Annotated in this window: 11 protein-coding genes and 1 pseudogene; 9 read left to right on the top strand and 3 right to left on the bottom strand. The window is 65.8% G+C overall.

Going from position 1 to position 14,435, the window contains the following annotated elements; translation table 11 throughout:
* The first annotated feature begins 168 nt into the window (after positions 1-168).
* Entirely contained in the window at positions 169-2,439 is a 2,271-nt protein-coding gene (locus A39O_RS0125510) for an NADP-dependent malic enzyme (RefSeq protein WP_020507494.1), read from the top strand.
* Positions 2,440-2,979: 540 nt separating this feature from the next.
* Positions 2,980-4,371, top strand: a complete 1,392-nt coding sequence (purB, locus tag A39O_RS0125505; RefSeq protein ID WP_020507493.1) for an adenylosuccinate lyase — start codon at positions 2,980-2,982, stop codon at positions 4,369-4,371.
* 267 nt (positions 4,372-4,638) lie between these two features.
* Here purB and A39O_RS35165 read toward each other — a convergent pair whose 3' ends face one another.
* Positions 4,639-5,247: an OmpA family protein gene (locus tag A39O_RS35165; protein WP_020507492.1), complete on the bottom strand. Its 609-nt coding sequence runs from the start codon at positions 5,245-5,247 to the stop codon at positions 4,639-4,641.
* Positions 5,248-5,677: 430 nt separating this feature from the next.
* Between A39O_RS35165 and A39O_RS35160 the strand changes: the two genes are divergently transcribed.
* From A39O_RS35160 to A39O_RS0125485, 3 genes are read left to right on the top strand one after another with little or no spacing between them, the layout of a single operon-like run.
* Positions 5,678-6,232: a DUF7931 domain-containing protein gene (locus tag A39O_RS35160; RefSeq protein WP_020507491.1), complete on the top strand. Its 555-nt coding sequence runs from the start codon at positions 5,678-5,680 to the stop codon at positions 6,230-6,232.
* Positions 6,198-7,088 carry a hypothetical protein gene (locus A39O_RS0125490; protein ID WP_157640410.1) on the top strand — a complete coding sequence of 297 codons (891 nt, stop codon included), beginning with the start codon at positions 6,198-6,200 and terminating at the stop codon, positions 7,086-7,088. Before A39O_RS35160 ends, A39O_RS0125490 begins: the two co-directional genes overlap by 35 nt.
* A 34-nt stretch (positions 7,089-7,122) precedes the next feature.
* Positions 7,123-7,809: a YceH family protein gene (locus A39O_RS0125485; RefSeq protein WP_020507489.1), complete on the top strand. Its 687-nt coding sequence runs from the start codon at positions 7,123-7,125 to the stop codon at positions 7,807-7,809.
* Between the two features lie 193 nt (positions 7,810-8,002).
* Here A39O_RS0125485 and A39O_RS0125480 read toward each other — a convergent pair whose 3' ends face one another.
* Both A39O_RS0125480 and A39O_RS0125475 read right to left on the bottom strand, forming a co-directional pair.
* Complete coding sequence (locus A39O_RS0125480) at positions 8,003-8,203, bottom strand: hypothetical protein (RefSeq protein WP_020507488.1); 201 nt, start codon at positions 8,201-8,203, stop codon at positions 8,003-8,005.
* Between the two features lie 72 nt (positions 8,204-8,275).
* The gene (locus A39O_RS0125475; protein WP_020507487.1) at positions 8,276-9,541 is read right to left on the bottom strand and encodes an MgtC/SapB family protein; all 1,266 of its coding nucleotides are present in this window, start codon (positions 9,539-9,541) and stop codon (positions 8,276-8,278) included.
* Positions 9,542-9,764: 223 nt separating this feature from the next.
* Between A39O_RS0125475 and A39O_RS0125470 the strand changes: the two genes are divergently transcribed.
* From A39O_RS0125470 to A39O_RS35150, 4 genes and pseudogenes are all read left to right on the top strand, one after another.
* Positions 9,765-13,160 (top strand): transglutaminase family protein, encoded by a 3,396-nt coding sequence (locus A39O_RS0125470; RefSeq protein WP_026199737.1) that lies wholly within the window; start codon positions 9,765-9,767, stop codon positions 13,158-13,160.
* Positions 13,161-13,407: 247 nt separating this feature from the next.
* The gene (locus tag A39O_RS0125465) at positions 13,408-13,659 is read left to right on the top strand and encodes a hypothetical protein (RefSeq protein ID WP_020507485.1); all 252 of its coding nucleotides are present in this window, start codon (positions 13,408-13,410) and stop codon (positions 13,657-13,659) included.
* A gap of 202 nt (positions 13,660-13,861) precedes the next feature.
* Positions 13,862-14,086 carry a PIN domain-containing protein gene (locus A39O_RS42345; protein WP_020507484.1) on the top strand — a complete coding sequence of 75 codons (225 nt, stop codon included), beginning with the start codon at positions 13,862-13,864 and terminating at the stop codon, positions 14,084-14,086.
* A gap of 217 nt (positions 14,087-14,303) precedes the next feature.
* Positions 14,304-14,435, top strand: a pseudogene (locus A39O_RS35150) (IS3-like element ISAfe17 family transposase); the annotation flags it as partial.

The raw sequence follows: 14,435 nt of genomic DNA, 5'->3' as shown, positions 1-14,435 counted from the left end.
CGCGCCACGCGGTGCCAAGGACCCGGCACAGCGGTCGCGCGCGCCGCATCCACCAAGAGTCGCGCGATGCTGCTCAAATTCGGAACTGCTGCCTGCCCTGTGGTTTGGTTGCCGAACCGCGTTGCGCGCCCCACAATGCCAAGTATCGCCGCGCCAACGAGATTCACTATGTCCGACGACCTGAAGCAGAACGCACTCGATTATCACCGTTACCCGAAGCCCGGCAAGCTGGAGATCAAGGCCACCAAACAGCTCGCCAACCAACGCGATCTCGGCCTGGCCTATTCCCCGGGGGTCGCCGCCGCCTGCGAGGAGATCGTGCGCGATCCCCTGAACGCGGCGCTCTATACCTCCCGCAGCAATCTGGTGGCGGTCATCACCAACGGCACCGCGGTATTGGGTCTGGGCGCCATCGGCAGCCTGGCGAGCAAGCCGGTCATGGAAGGCAAGGCGGTGCTGTTCAAACAGTTCGCGGACATCGATGTATTCGACATCGAAATCGACGAACTGGACCCGGAGCGTTTCGTCGAGACCGTGGCGCGGCTCGAACCCACCTTCGGCGGCATCAACCTGGAGGATATCAAGGCCCCGGACTGCTTCATCATCGAACGTGCGCTCCAGGAGCGCATGGGCATCCCGGTGTTCCATGACGATCAGCACGGCACGGCCATCGTGGTCAGCGCGGCCATCATCAACGCCCTGCGGGTGGTCGGAAAGGAGATCGGCGCGGTGCGCCTGGTCACCGCCGGGGCCGGCGCGGCGGCCCTGTCCTGCCTGGACCTGCTGGTGGCCCTGGGGCTCAAGCCCGAGAACGTCATCGTGACCGACATCGCCGGCGTGGTCTATCAGGGCCGGGTGGAGGTGATGGACCCCTACAAAAGCCGCTACGCGGTGGCGACCGACCTGCGCACCCTGGAGCAGGCGATCACCGGGGCCGATGTCTTTCTGGGGCTCTCCGCCGCCGGCGTGCTCAAACCCGAATGGCTCATCCGCATGGCGGAGCGCCCGATCATCATGGCCTTGGCCAATCCCGATCCGGAGATCATGCCGGACTTGGCCCGCGCCGCCCGCCCGGATGCCATCATCGCCACCGGGCGCTCGGATTTCCCCAACCAGGTCAATAACGTTCTGTGTTTTCCCTTCATCTTCCGCGGCGCCCTGGACTGCGGGGCGACTCAGATCAACGAGGCCATGCAAACCGCGTGCGTGTATGCCATCGCGGATTTGGCGCGGGCTGAACCCTCGGACATCGTGCGCGCGGCCTATGGCGGACAGGGTCTGAGTTTCGGTCCCGAGTACCTGATCCCCCGGCCATTCGATCCGCGCCTGATGGCGCATCTGGCCCCCGCGGTGGCCCAGGCCGCCATGGAATCGGGCGTGGCGACCCGCCCCATTGCGGATCTCGATGCCTATCGGGAGAACCTGAGCGCGCGCGCCTACCGCAGCGGCATGACCATGAAACCCGTCTTCGAGCACGCGCGCGCGGCGCCGCGCCGGGTGGTCTTCGCCGAGGGCGAGCAGGAAAAAATCTTGCAGGTGGCCCAGCAGGCGGTGAGCGAGGGCATCGCCCGGCCCATGCTGATCGGTCGGCCGGAGGTGATCCGGGCAGGACTGAGCGACCTGGGACTCTCCATCCGTCCGGGTCACGATTTCGATCTGGTGGTGGCGTCCGAAAACGACCGTTTCGACGTTCACTGCGCCACCGTCTTCGAGCGCGTCAAGCGGCGCGGCTACACCCTCACCGAGGTCCGCGAGTATGTGCGCAAGGCACCCACGGTCCTGGCCGCCGCCCTGGTGCGCTCGGGAGACGCGGATGCCATGATCTGCGGTGTGGTGGGGCGTTATCTGCGGCACCTGGAGCACGTGGAAGCCATCATCGGCCGCGCCCCCGGGGTGCGTCGGCTCACGGCCATGAATGCGGTCATCCTGGCCCAGGGACCGCTCTTCATCGCCGACACCTATGTGCAGGAGGACCCGAGCGCCGAAGACCTGGCCGAGATCACGCGGCTGTGCGCGGCCCAGGTCGCCCGCTTCGGTCTGGAGCCCAAGATTGCCCTGGTCTCGCACTCCAACTTCGGCAGCCGTGATACGGCTTCCGCAAACAAGATGCGCGACGCCCTGCGGCTACTCCAGGAGAGCGCGCCTGAACTGGAAGTCGAGGGCGAGATGCACGCCAACCTGGCACTGGACGCCGCCATGCGTGAAGTGCGCTTCCCCGGCTCACGGCTCACCGGGCGCGCCAACCTGCTCATCATGCCCAATCAGGATGCCGCCAACATTGCCCTGAACCTGCTGCGCACCCTGGGTGGACCGAGCGGCGCCATCAACGTCGGACCCATGCTCCTCGGGGCGGACCGCCCGGCACACATCGTCAGCACCAGCACCTCGGTACGCGGTCTGCTCAACCTGACCGCGCTGGCCGCCGTGCAGGCCGGCTGATCCATGGCTTGGTGCGCACGTCGGAGCACGACCCAAACGCGTCATCTCTTGACGGCGCATAGCGTCATCGTTCGGCGGAAAATCACGCAACATGCTGTTCTTATTGAACCGAAACACATGGCACGCGGCGTGCCTTAGATCAAAGCGAAGGCACTGACGCCCCGCCAGGACACGCCGTCCAAGGGCAACCAGAGCCAAAAATCCGACAAGACCCGAAATCGGGCGCAAGACCGACACAGCCAGGGACCCAGGATCCAAAACGACCGCTGTCACAGCCAGGGTCACTACGAGAACGATCAACGAGGTCGCCGCAGGCCACAGCCAGGGCCCAAATAAGCAGAGCCGGTCGCCGAGGGACGCACACCGCCGAAGGCGCATAGAACGCCTCATCCGTCAGCCCGCCGAAACGATGCCAGGGACGGCAACAGAGACGACGCCCGACTTTTTTGCTAGCCTGATCGCCGTCCAGTCGTCCGCGCGCCGCAGCACGGCCAGCCGCGTCTGCACCCATGCATTCGATCACCCCACCAGGAACTGCTCATGACCCACGCCCCGCATCCGGAGCTTTCGTCACTCACCGCCCTGTCCCCGGTGGACGGACGCTACAGTTCCAAGATCGCGGATTTGCGGCCGATCTTCAGCGAGTATGGCCTGATACGCCATCGGGTATTGGTTGAGGTGCGCTGGCTCCAGGCACTGGCCCGGCACGCCCGGATCACCGAGGTGCCGACCCTGTCGGAGCACGCCATCAACCTGCTGGACAGCATCGTCTCGGGTTTTCAGTTGGAGGACGCCCAGCGGGTCAAGAATATCGAGCGGACCACCAACCACGACGTGAAGGCGGTGGAGTATTTCCTGAAAGAGCGGATCGCCGGGAATCCAGAGCTTGCCGCGGTCAGCGAGTTCATTCACTTCGCCTGTACCTCTGAAGATATCAACAACCTGGCCCACGCACTGATGATCCGGGAGGGGCGTGGTCAGGTCCTGCTGCCGCAGATGGATGCTTTGATCGGGGCCATCCGCGACTTGGCGCACCGCTACGCGGACCTGCCCATGCTCGCGCGCACCCATGGTCAGCCGGCCACCCCGACCACTCTGGGCAAGGAAATGGCCAATCTGGCTTACCGGCTGCGCATCCAGCGCGGACGGGTCGCCTCAGTCGAACTTCTCGGCAAGATGAACGGCGCCGTCGGGAACTATAACGCCCATCTGGTCGCCTATCCGGAGGTGGATTGGCCGGCCTTCGCCCGCGAATTCGTCGAAACCCTGGGCCTCGGCTGGAACCCCTACACCACTCAGATCGAACCCCACGACTATATGGCCGAGATCTTCGACGCCACCGTGCGCTTCAATACCGTGGCCTTGGATTTCTGCCGTGATGTCTGGGGCTATGTGTCGCTCGGTTATTTCAAGCAGCGAACCGTGGCCGGCGAGATCGGCTCGTCCACCATGCCCCACAAGGTCAATCCGATCGATTTTGAGAATGCCGAGGGAAACTTCGGTCTCGCCAACGCCATTCTGGAGCATCTGGCGGGCAAGCTGCCCATCTCGCGCTGGCAGCGGGATCTCACGGACTCGACGGTGCTGCGCAATCTTGGGGTTGGTTTAGCCCACACCAGCATCGCGCTGCAATCCGCGGTGAAAGGGATCAGCAAGCTGGATGCGGACCCGGCGCGGCTGGCGGCCGACCTGGAGGCGAACTGGGAGGTTCTGGCCGAGCCGATTCAGACCGTCATGCGCCGCTACGGTGTCGCCGAGCCCTACGAGCGACTCAAAGAGTTGACCCGCGGCCGACAAATCGGGCCGCAAGCCCTGGCGGCTTTTATCGACGGCCTGGAGATCCCTGAACAGGCTAAGATACAGTTACGGACACTGACCCCGGCGACCTACATCGGCAACGCCGCCGAACAGGCGCGGGCTATCCGATCCTAGCTCCATCGAAGAAAAAACCGGTCCTCGGGTGACCCGGGGACCGGCCGTCCTTTAAGCCTCGGTCGGGGGGGAAGAGGCCTATTGGATTGGTGTCATCCTTGTTTTCCGACCGCACCTCGCCGGCCCAGAACGCGCAAGCGTCCGGAGCTGCGGTTGCAGATTGATTCTACGAATGGCGGGACACCAGCCCGGGTCCCGATGCGGCGGATCTTCCTGGGGCTCGCGGACCGGCGCCCTGCGGACGTCGGCCCACGGCCGGACAACTGGTTAGTTCTTGAGCTGATCCGGTCCCAGCTCGGTCACGACCACGCGCCGACGCAGGGGGTTGTTCTCGAGCGGACCCAGATCGATGACGGCACCGTCGGCAGCGACGTCGTCGCCGCCTTCCCAGGCCACGCCTTTCACCGAACGGATCGCGCGCTCCGGGTAGCCCTTGTCGATCATATACTGCTTGATCGTGCTGGCGCGGTTCTCGCTCAACACGACATTGTGTTCCCAGGAACCGAGCTTGTCGGTGTGACCAACGATGGTGACCACCTCTTCACGCGGTGTCGCCTGGAACTCGGCAATCAGGTCATCGACCTTGCGCAGTTCCTCTGGGTTACGGATCTCGTTGAGCTGATAGCGGTCCAGATTGAACAGCAGGCGCATGACCAGGGGGGCGCGCGGGGTGAATGCCGCACAAGGCTCCAGGTTCTCGCCGTCGACCCCCTGCCAACACTCACCGTAGGGGTTGACCCAGGCGGTCGTGGTCGGCGCGGCCTTCCAGTAGGTGTCCATTGCGTCGGCGGCCTTGGCGGGGGCGGCCATCACCAGGGCCATGGCCAACGGGGCGGCCAGGGCGGCGACGCGGTAGGTCTGTTTGTCTTTGCGCATCTTTCGTTACCTGTTGCGATTGATTGAGGGAGTGTTCGGACGACGGCGTGGTTTGAAGGTTTAGCCCATGTCAGGAAAAAACAACGCGGCGTTGAGCCTTGGGCCACCCTTGCTTGTTTCCCATGTCACCAGCCTCCCGACGCGGCGGTTGCGGTCATGTGGGCCTGAGCGAGGTTCGCTGACTGAACCTGCGGACATTGAGATTTTAGCCCACAATGAGTACAAAAGTGCAACTATTTTTCCCATGAGCAACATATTTGCAACGCACATGACCCAGAGGCAACACGATGACTGGCAAAACACCATGGATTCTCAGATGTAACGATCCCCGACACATCTTGATCTGTTGCATGATAGACACAAATGCCCTCCCGTCGAGCGAACCAGGCGAGGGCACCGGTCGGCATTCGCCGTTGCGCCGGGTCGAACGATGACAGACGCTCTCAACCACGACCAAACCGACATCAAGGCTGCCGCGTCACCGGACCCGGACGAGACCGCACCGGTCGACGGCCCACTCCTGCTCGCCGATCGGTCGTCGATCCGCGCGGCCGGAGTGCAGTTGGCTGACCTGGCGCGGCGGGAACTGCTGATCGTCAGCCGCGATCTCGATCCGGACCTCTATGATCAGCGCCCCTTCCTCGATGCCGTGCGCCGACTCGCACTGGCGACACCGCGAACGCCGGTGCGGGTGCTGGTGACCGAGCCGCGGCTGCCGGTGATCGGCGGTCACCGACTGATCGAACTGACCCGCAGGCTCGGCTCCCGCATCAGTATCCGCCGGGTCGCGGACGATTTCCGCGACCGGGTGGACTCTTTTCTTGTCACTGATGCTCGCGGCTATTGCCTTCACCGCGTGGCCGACCGCCACCGGGCCCGGATGGAGCTCGACGCCCCGCGCGAGGCCCGCCGGCTGCGCACCACCTTCGAAGAGATTTGGGAGCAGAGTGATGGCGACAGCGAACTGCGACAGTTATACCTCTGAGCGGCGCGGCCGCCGGAGCCCGCGCCGGCCCTGGCGGGTGCTGATCTGGTTGTGGATACTGCCCGCCCTCTGGTGTGGCGCGCAGGCCGGGGACTATCCGCTGGAGGTCATCGAACTGCGCGCCCGCCTGCCCGAGGACTTGATTCCAACCCTGCGACCCCTGGCGGGACCGGACGGAACCCTGGTGGGGGCCAACCACAGCCTGTTCGTGCGCGCCGCGCCCGCACGCCTGGCCGACATCCGCCGCGCACTCGCCGCCCTCGACCAGCCGGCGCAGGGCCTCCTGATCCAGGTGCGCCAGAGCGGCAGCAGCGCGTCCCAGGGCGGCGGAGCGGGAGCGCGCATCGATCAGCGCGTCGGCGGGGACGGTGACGGACGCATCCGCATCGGCCCGCCCGGACCGGCGGGCAGTGCGGTCGGCGCCTGGGCGGGTCAGCGTTCCCAGCAACGCGACCTCACCCAGGAGGTGCGTGCCCTGGACGGACAGCGCGCCTTCATCGCCGTCGGTGAAGAACTGCCGCTACCCTACCGGGAACTGGCCGTTGGCCCAGGCGGCACGGTGGTCCGTGAGGGCCGCACCTACCGCCGTGCGGAGAGCGGTTTCTACGTGGTACCGCGGGTTCTGGGTGACCAAGTGACCCTGGATATCTCGACCCGCGACACGGCCCGGGGGACGCGTGGGACCCTGGAGACCAGCGCCATGCAGGGCCGGGTACAGGGCCGCCTCGGCGACTGGATTCCGCTGGGTCTGAGCAACACGGCGCAAGGCAGCCAGAGTGGCGGGCTCCTCGCTTACGGAACAACCAGAGACAGCGCGGAGCGGCGGATCGAACTGCGGGTTCTGCCGCTGGATTAGAATCGCGTGATTTCACGCACGCGAGCGAACACCCATGCCGAATGACCAAACCGAACCCCTGCTGCACCCGATCGAGGCCCGTATCCTCGGCTGCCTGATGGAAAAACAACGTACCACCCCGGAACAGTACCCGCTGACCCTCAACGCGTTGGTCAATGCCTGCAATCAGAAGAGCAGCCGTCACCCGGTGATGACGCTTGAACCGGGTGAGGTGGGTCATCGGGTCAATCAGCTCCGCGAGCGGGGCATGATCCACGCCGGCAGTTCCGGACGCACGGAGCGCTATGACCACAAAATGGTCGGCACCTACTATCTCAGTCGCGAGGAACAGGCGGTGCTGACCGTGCTGATGCTGCGCGGACCCCAGACCCTGGGCGAGTTGCGCACCAACACCGGACGCATGGCCGAGTTCCGGGACCTGGCGCAGGTGGCGGAGGCGGTTCGCGGACTCATGGACCGCGCGCCGGCCCTGGCGATGGATCTGCCCAGACTGCCCGGCAAGCGCGAAGAGCGCTATATGCATCTGCTGTGCGGAGCCCCCGACCCGGCCGAGCTCGCTGCCATGCAGGCCGCGGCGACGGCTGGCCCGGTCCTGTCGTCGCCGACGGGCGGCGGCCGGGACGAGCGCATCGAGGCGCTGGAAGCGGAGGTCGAACGCCTGCGCGGGGATTTGGAGCGGCTATGGGAACTGACCGGATTGGCGGATCAGCGCGACGACTGAAGGCGCGGGGGACACCGGCCCATGCGGCTGCGGGCCTTGATCATCGTTCCAGCCGTAGCCGTAGGGTGGACAAGCGATAGCGCAGTCCACCGAATCCCGCGCCGCCGCTGGTGGACCGCGCTGCGCTTGTCCACCCTACGATGTCGCGTAGCCGGAATCCTGACCAAGACCCTGGCTGCGCAGCCATCCCGACCTAGCCCTCACGCATACCGAGGAGCCAGGCCATGGGCGCGTCCAAACCGATGGACCGCAGTTCCACGGAGTCCTCTGCGCTGCATTGAAGGCGCGTCCAAAAGGCCCCGCCGCGGCGGTACAGCGTGGCGTCGTCGGTCATCGGATCGAGCAGCAGGTAATCGTACTGACTCAGGTGGGGAATGATCGTGGCGGTCGGCATGCGCGTCGTGTGATCACGGAAGTGGTGACCACAACGCTAGGCCGGCGTCACGCCGACGTCAAGACCCGAGACTCACCACCGGGCGAGCCAGATGGCCAGGGGGCCCAGCATGGCCGCCAGGGCGAGCGGCAGCGCGACGGTCAACCCCAACCCGCGGCCGCCGATGGCGCCCGCCATGCCGCCCTTCACCAGACAATTGGCCCCCGCCGCGATGACGATGCCGGTGACGGCGATGTTCAGGTCCAGACCCGTGCCGGCCATCCCCGCCAGCGAGAGCGTGATGGCGTCCACGTCGGCGATCCCCGAAGCCGCCGCCAGGACCAGAACGCCCGCGTTGCCAAGCCAGACCTCCACCGCCTTGGCCAGCACCATGACCAAGGCCAGCAGCGCCCCGAATCCGATGGCCACCGGCAACTCCAGCGGGTTGGTCATGGCGGCGGCGGCCTCCCCGGGCGGGTCACGCAGCGCCCACCATTGTCGCAGTGCGGCCCCATAGATCACCAAGGTCATCAACCCCAGCGGGAGCAGCGCCGGCAGCAGCAGGCCGGGGGCGACCACCGCCAGGACCACGGCCATGCGCGGGAACATGGTGCCGCAGGCGAGCAGGATACCCATGGCAAGCATCGGACTGAGGTCCGGCCGGCCGCGCGCCAGACGCGAAAAATGCAGTGTCAGCGCGGTGGACGAGGCCAACCCGGCAAACAACCCGGTGAAGACGGCGCCTTTGCGCGCCCCGGCTTCCTTGACCGCGAAATAACCAACGAAGGACATGGCCGCGATCAGGACCACCATCCACCAGATACGGTGCGGATTCAGCGCCTGCCAGGGACCGTAGCCCTGATCCGGCAACAGCGGCAGGACCACCACCGACAGGAGCAACAACTGAAGCCCGGCGGACAGCTCGTGACGCCGCAGGGTGCCGAGCCAGCGATGCATGGCCGGCTTGGCGCTCAGCAGCAAGGCGGCCACCACCGCCCCGGCCGCCGCCGCGGCGACCTGACCCGAGGCCGCCAAAGCACCCAGAACAAAGGTCAGCAGCCCGGCCACCGGAACCGTGATCCCGAGGTGATCCGGCCGCGTGCGGGCGTGGACCACATGGGCGGTGGCAAACAGCCCCCCGAGCGCGAGCAGACCCAGCGCCACCAGCCAGCCCCCCAGGGGCGGCGCCACCAGGACCAGGGCGCCGCCCAACAAGCCGATCAGGGCGAAGGTGCGCACCCCGGCGACCCGGGTTCCTTCCTGTTCCTCCCGTTCCGACCAGCCGCGCTCGACCCCGATCAGCAGCCCGATCGCCAGGGCGACACCCAGATGGTAGAAGGTGGCTTGCTCGGGAGACATGGCGGGACCTCTGGATTGGGAATGCGGCATGCATAAGGCTACCCCATCGGGGCCGGGCCTGGGCGAACGCAAACGCCAAGCCCCTGATCCAACGCCCCGTTTTGGGGCAGAAACCAACATGGACGGGGACAGACCCGGCCGGCTACCATGCTGGGCTGTGCTGGAACGATTCCTGCTGCATCTCTTTGCCTACCCTACGCCCAATTTCGGAGTCCGGACCCCCATGTCGATCCTTGTCCAGATCAATCACAAGACCGAGTACCAGTTCGACCGTCCGGTCAACCTGTCGCCCCATGTGGTTCGGCTCCGCCCCGCCGCCCATTGCCGCACCCCGATCAGAGCCTATTCGCTGAAGATCGAACCCCAGGAACACTTCCTGAACTGGCAGCAGGACCCCTTCGGCAACTATCTGGCGCGGCTAGTCTTTCCGGAGAAGACGCGCAAGCTGACGGTAGAGGTGGACGTGATCGCCGAGATGATCACGATCAACCCCTTCGACTTCTTCCTGGAAGAATACGCCTTCAAGTTCCCCTTCGCGTACGACGAACAGCTCAAGAAAGAACTGGCGCCTTACACGGAGATCAAGGAAAGCGGACCGCTGCTGATGAAGTGGCTGGAAGGGGTCGACCGCACCCCGCGTGAGACCGTCTATTTCCTGGTCGACATCAACCAGCGGCTGCACGAATCCATCGGCTACGTGATCCGCATGGAGCCCGGCATCCAGACCTGCGAAGAGAGTCTGGGCCTGGCCAAGGGCTCCTGCCGGGACTCCGCCTGGGTGCTGGTCCAGGCCCTGCGTCACCTCGGGTTCGCCGCGCGCTTCGTCTCCGGCTATCTGGTGCAGTTGACGGCCGACGTGAAGTCACTGGACGGGCCCTCGGGGCCGGAGGCGGACTTCACCGACCTGCACGCCTGGGCGGAAGTCTACTGCCCCGGCGCCGGCTGGATCGGACTCGACGCCACCTCCGGACTCTTTGCCGGCGAAGGACACATCCCGCTCGCCTGCTCCCCCGATCCATTGAGCGCGGCGCCGATCACCGGGGCCATGGATACCTGCGAGGTGGAAATGTATTTCCACAACCAGGTCCGGCGCATCCATGAGGACCCGCGGGTCACCAAGCCCTACACCGACGAGCAGTGGCAGGCGATCGAAGCCCTGGGCCACCAGGTGGACGCCGAGTTGAAGGCGCAGGACGTGCGCCTGACCATGGGCGGTGAGCCGACCTTCGTCTCCATCGACGACATGGAAGGCGCGGAGTGGAACACCGCCGCCCTGGGGCCGACCAAGAAGCCCCTGGCCGAAGACCTGATGCGCCGCCTCAAAACCCATTTCGCCCCAGGCGGACTGCTGCATATCGGTCAGGGCAAGTGGTACCCCGGTGAACAGCTCCCGCGCTGGGCGCTCTCCTGTTACTGGCGTAAGGACGGGGAGCCCGTGTGGCGCGATCCCAGCCTGTTCGGGATCGAGACCACCACCTACGGTCACGGTCCGGAGGACGCGGAAACCTTCATCCGCACCCTGGCCAAGCACCTGGGCGTCGACCCGACCCATGCCGAGCCGGCCTACGAGGATGTCTGGTACTACCTGTGGAAGGAACAGCGTCTGCCGGCCAACGTCGACCCGCTCGACAACAAGCTCAAGGACCCCAACGAGCGCAAGCGCATCGCCCGGCTCTTCACCGAGGGACTCAACCGCACCGCCGGCTACACCCTGCCGTTGCGCTGGTGGGGCTTCGGCGATCAGGGCGGCTGGAAGAGCGGCAAGTGGACCTTCCGCGACGGGCGTCTGTTCCTGGTCCCCGGTGACTCGCCGATGGGCTTCCGCCTGCCGCTCGACAGCCTGCCCTACCTGCCGGAGGCCGAGCTGGACCAGGTCCCGGAGCGCAACCCCTTCGAGCCGGTGACGCCGCTGCGCTCGCCGACCGACCCGGTCGCGCGCCGCTACAGTCAACTGGTGGCACCGGCCCAGGCCCCGCAGACGCTGCGCGAACAGGGCGGCGACCCGCGCGCCATCGCCGCCCGCTATGGCCGCTTGGCCCCCTTCGATGATTCGCATCAGGCCCTGCACCCGCAGATTGCCCTCCCGGACGATCTGCATCCGGATCTGGTGCGCACCGCGCTGTGCATCGAGCCGCGTGAGGGCCGGCTCTACTGCTTCCTGCCGCCGCTCACCCATCTGGAGCACTGGCTGGATTTGGCCATGTGTCTGGAAGACACGGCCGCTGAACTCAAGATGCCCATCATCATCGAGGGCTACGAGCCGCCGCGCGACCATCGGCTGCAGAAGCTCGCCGTCACCCCGGACCCGGGCGTCATCGAGGTCAATATCCACCCGTCCGAGGCCTGGGACGACATGGTGCGCGACACCCACATCCTCTACGAGGAAGCGCGGCTCGCCCGGCTCGGCACCGAGAAGTTCATGCTCGACGGGCGCCATACCGGCACCGGCGGCGGCAACCATGTGACGCTCGGCGGCCCCACCCCGGCCGATAGTCCGCTACTGCGCCGTCCGGACCTGGTGCAAAGCCTGATCACCTACTGGCAGCACCACCCGAGCCTCTCTTATCTGTTCTCCGGGATGTTCATCGGCCCTACCAGCCAGGCGCCGCGGGTGGACGAGGCGCGCGACGACCGGCTCTATGAGCTGGCCATCGCCTTCCAGCAGATGCCCCAGGGCCAGGTCCCGCAGCCCTGGATCGTCGACCGGGTGCTGCGCAACCTGCTGACCGATGTCACCGGCAACACCCACCGCACCGAGTTCTGCATCGACAAGCTCTACTCGCCCGACAGCGCCTCCGGCCGTCAGGGGCTGGTGGAGTTCCGCGGCTTCGAGATGCCGCCGCACGCGCGCATGAGCCTGGCGCAGATGAGCCTGATGCGCGCCCTGGTCGCCCGCTTCTGGAAGGAGCCCTATAGCCGCAAGCCGGTGCGCTGGGGCACCGAACTGCACGACCGCTTCCTGCTGCCGCACTTCGCGCGGGTCGACTTCGACGACGTGATCTGCGATCTGCGCCGCGCCGGTTACCCCTTCGATCCCGCCTGGTTCGATCCCTTCTTCGAATTCCGCTTCCCGCACTATGGGGACTTGGTGACCGAGAACGGCATCAACATGGAACTGCGCGCGGCCATCGAGCCCTGGCATGTGCTGGGCGAAGAAGTCACCGCGCAGGGCACCGCCCGGTATGTCGACTCCTCGGTGGAGCGGATGCAGGTCAAGGTCAACGGCATGGTCGGCGACCGCCATGTGCTCGCCTGCAACGGCCGCCGGGTGCCGCTGCGCCCCACCGGACGCAAAGCCGAATTCGTCGCCGGCATCCGCTTCAAAGCCTGGAACCCGCCGTCCGGCCTGCACCCCACCATCCCCGCGCACGGCCCGCTGGTATTCGAAATCGTCGACCTCTGGAACCGCGCGAGCCTGGGCGGCTGCACCTACTACGTCGCCCACCCGGGCGGGCGCAGTGAGAGCAATTTCCCGGTCAACAGCTATGAGGCGGAGAGTCGGCGTATTGCCCGCTTCCGGCTGATGGGCCATACGCCGGGGATCATCGACGCGCCGCCGGAGGAGCCGGCGGGGGAGCATCCCTATACGCTCGACTTGCGGTATCGAGCGGGGTGCTGAGCGGTCAACCCCGCGCCGTCATTCCGGCAGGATGCCGGAATCCAGTGCCAGGGACGGTCACTCACAGCCGGCGCTGACCCGGCCACGCAAGACGCAGTTGCCCCTCGTTACACCGCTCCGCGGTGTAACGCATCCCCTGGCGCTCCGCGCCAAGTACCGACGACCGAACTGGGATTGTCACCTGTCAGAGCTCACCGATGTCACCGGCAAGATTGATACAGAATCGCCATGGTGGTATTTTCCCATTATGATCAAGACTCAGATCCAGCTTCCTGACGCACTCTACCGAGAGGCAAAGCGAGTCGCCCGCGACCGCGAGATCTCGCTCGCCGAGGTCGTCCGCCGCGGTTTGGAGTACATCGTGCGCATCTACCCGCCAGTTCCATCCGGTGCGCCCCCATGGGTGCCTCCGCCACCCCGAGCCCTGGGGACCTTTCAAGCCCCGGCGGAAGACTGGCGGCTGCTTGCCAATGAGCCGACCGATCGCGCCCTGCCGTAAGCTCGATCGACACCAATATCCTGCTCTACGCCCAGAACGTCGATTGCGCCGAACATGGTGCCGCCTTTGGATTCGTCGCGGCCTGCGGGACCAGGGAAGACGTGGTCATCTGCGAACTGGTGCTGGTCGAACTCTACCTGCTGCTGCGCACCCGGCTGTCCTCACCGCGCCCCTCACCGCCGAATTGGCGGCAGAAACCTGCATGGCCTACCGCACCAACCCCCGCTGGCGCCTGGTCGAGAACGCGCCGGTCATGGATCAGGTTTGGGCGCTTGCGGGCAAGCCGCAGTTCGCGCGGCGCCGGATCTTCGATGCGCGCATCGCCCTGACCCTGCTCCATCACGGAGTGACCGAACTGGCGACCGCCAATGTGAAGGATTTCGATGGATTCGGGTTTCAAGCCGTTTGGAATCCGGTGGCTGCCTGAATCCTAACCGAGGCGGGCGGCCAGAACTGTCTGCGGAATCTCATATCGCCGGCACTGTTCGTCGGTTGGAGGATGAGCAAGCCGCGCGCATGGAAGCGTGCCTTAGATTGACCGATTCGGTCCTTCGCAATGACGAATTGCAGGAGCGCCTGTATAGTGGACCCTGAAAACCGGACAGTAATTTAAGCTCGCGTCGAACCAAAAGGGGCATATCATAATGGGCGAAGCGAAGCGCAAGACGTACACGGCATCCTTCAAGGCCAAAGTCGGCCTGGAGGCGATCCGCGGGGTCAAAACGACGAACGAGATCGGACAGGAGCATGGAGTCCATCCGGTCCAGGTGGGGCAG

Source organism: Lamprocystis purpurea DSM 4197 (genome assembly GCF_000379525.1).
GTDB lineage: Bacteria > Pseudomonadota > Gammaproteobacteria > Chromatiales > Chromatiaceae > Thiodictyon > Thiodictyon purpureum.
The sequence above is the reverse complement of the archived record's forward strand: the minus strand, read 5'-3'. Positions and strand labels throughout refer to the sequence as shown.

Excerpts from the sequence above, each read along its gene's own strand:
- A39O_RS0125510 (WP_020507494.1), top strand. The coding sequence starts at position 169 with ATGTCCGACGACCTGAAGCAGAACGCACTCGATTATCACCGTTACCCG.
- purB (WP_020507493.1), top strand. The coding sequence starts at position 2,980 with ATGACCCACGCCCCGCATCCGGAGCTTTCGTCACTCACCGCCCTGTCC.
- A39O_RS35165 (WP_020507492.1), bottom strand. The coding sequence starts at position 5,247 with ATGCGCAAAGACAAACAGACCTACCGCGTCGCCGCCCTGGCCGCCCCG.
- A39O_RS35160 (WP_020507491.1), top strand. The coding sequence starts at position 5,678 with ATGACAGACGCTCTCAACCACGACCAAACCGACATCAAGGCTGCCGCG.
- A39O_RS0125490 (WP_157640410.1), top strand. The coding sequence starts at position 6,198 with ATGGCGACAGCGAACTGCGACAGTTATACCTCTGAGCGGCGCGGCCGC.
- A39O_RS0125485 (WP_020507489.1), top strand. The coding sequence starts at position 7,123 with ATGCCGAATGACCAAACCGAACCCCTGCTGCACCCGATCGAGGCCCGT.
- A39O_RS0125480 (WP_020507488.1), bottom strand. The coding sequence starts at position 8,203 with ATGCCGACCGCCACGATCATTCCCCACCTGAGTCAGTACGATTACCTG.
- A39O_RS0125475 (WP_020507487.1), bottom strand. The coding sequence starts at position 9,541 with ATGTCTCCCGAGCAAGCCACCTTCTACCATCTGGGTGTCGCCCTGGCG.
- A39O_RS0125470 (WP_026199737.1), top strand. The coding sequence starts at position 9,765 with ATGTCGATCCTTGTCCAGATCAATCACAAGACCGAGTACCAGTTCGAC.
- A39O_RS0125465 (WP_020507485.1), top strand. The coding sequence starts at position 13,408 with ATGATCAAGACTCAGATCCAGCTTCCTGACGCACTCTACCGAGAGGCA.
- A39O_RS42345 (WP_020507484.1), top strand. The coding sequence starts at position 13,862 with ATGGCCTACCGCACCAACCCCCGCTGGCGCCTGGTCGAGAACGCGCCG.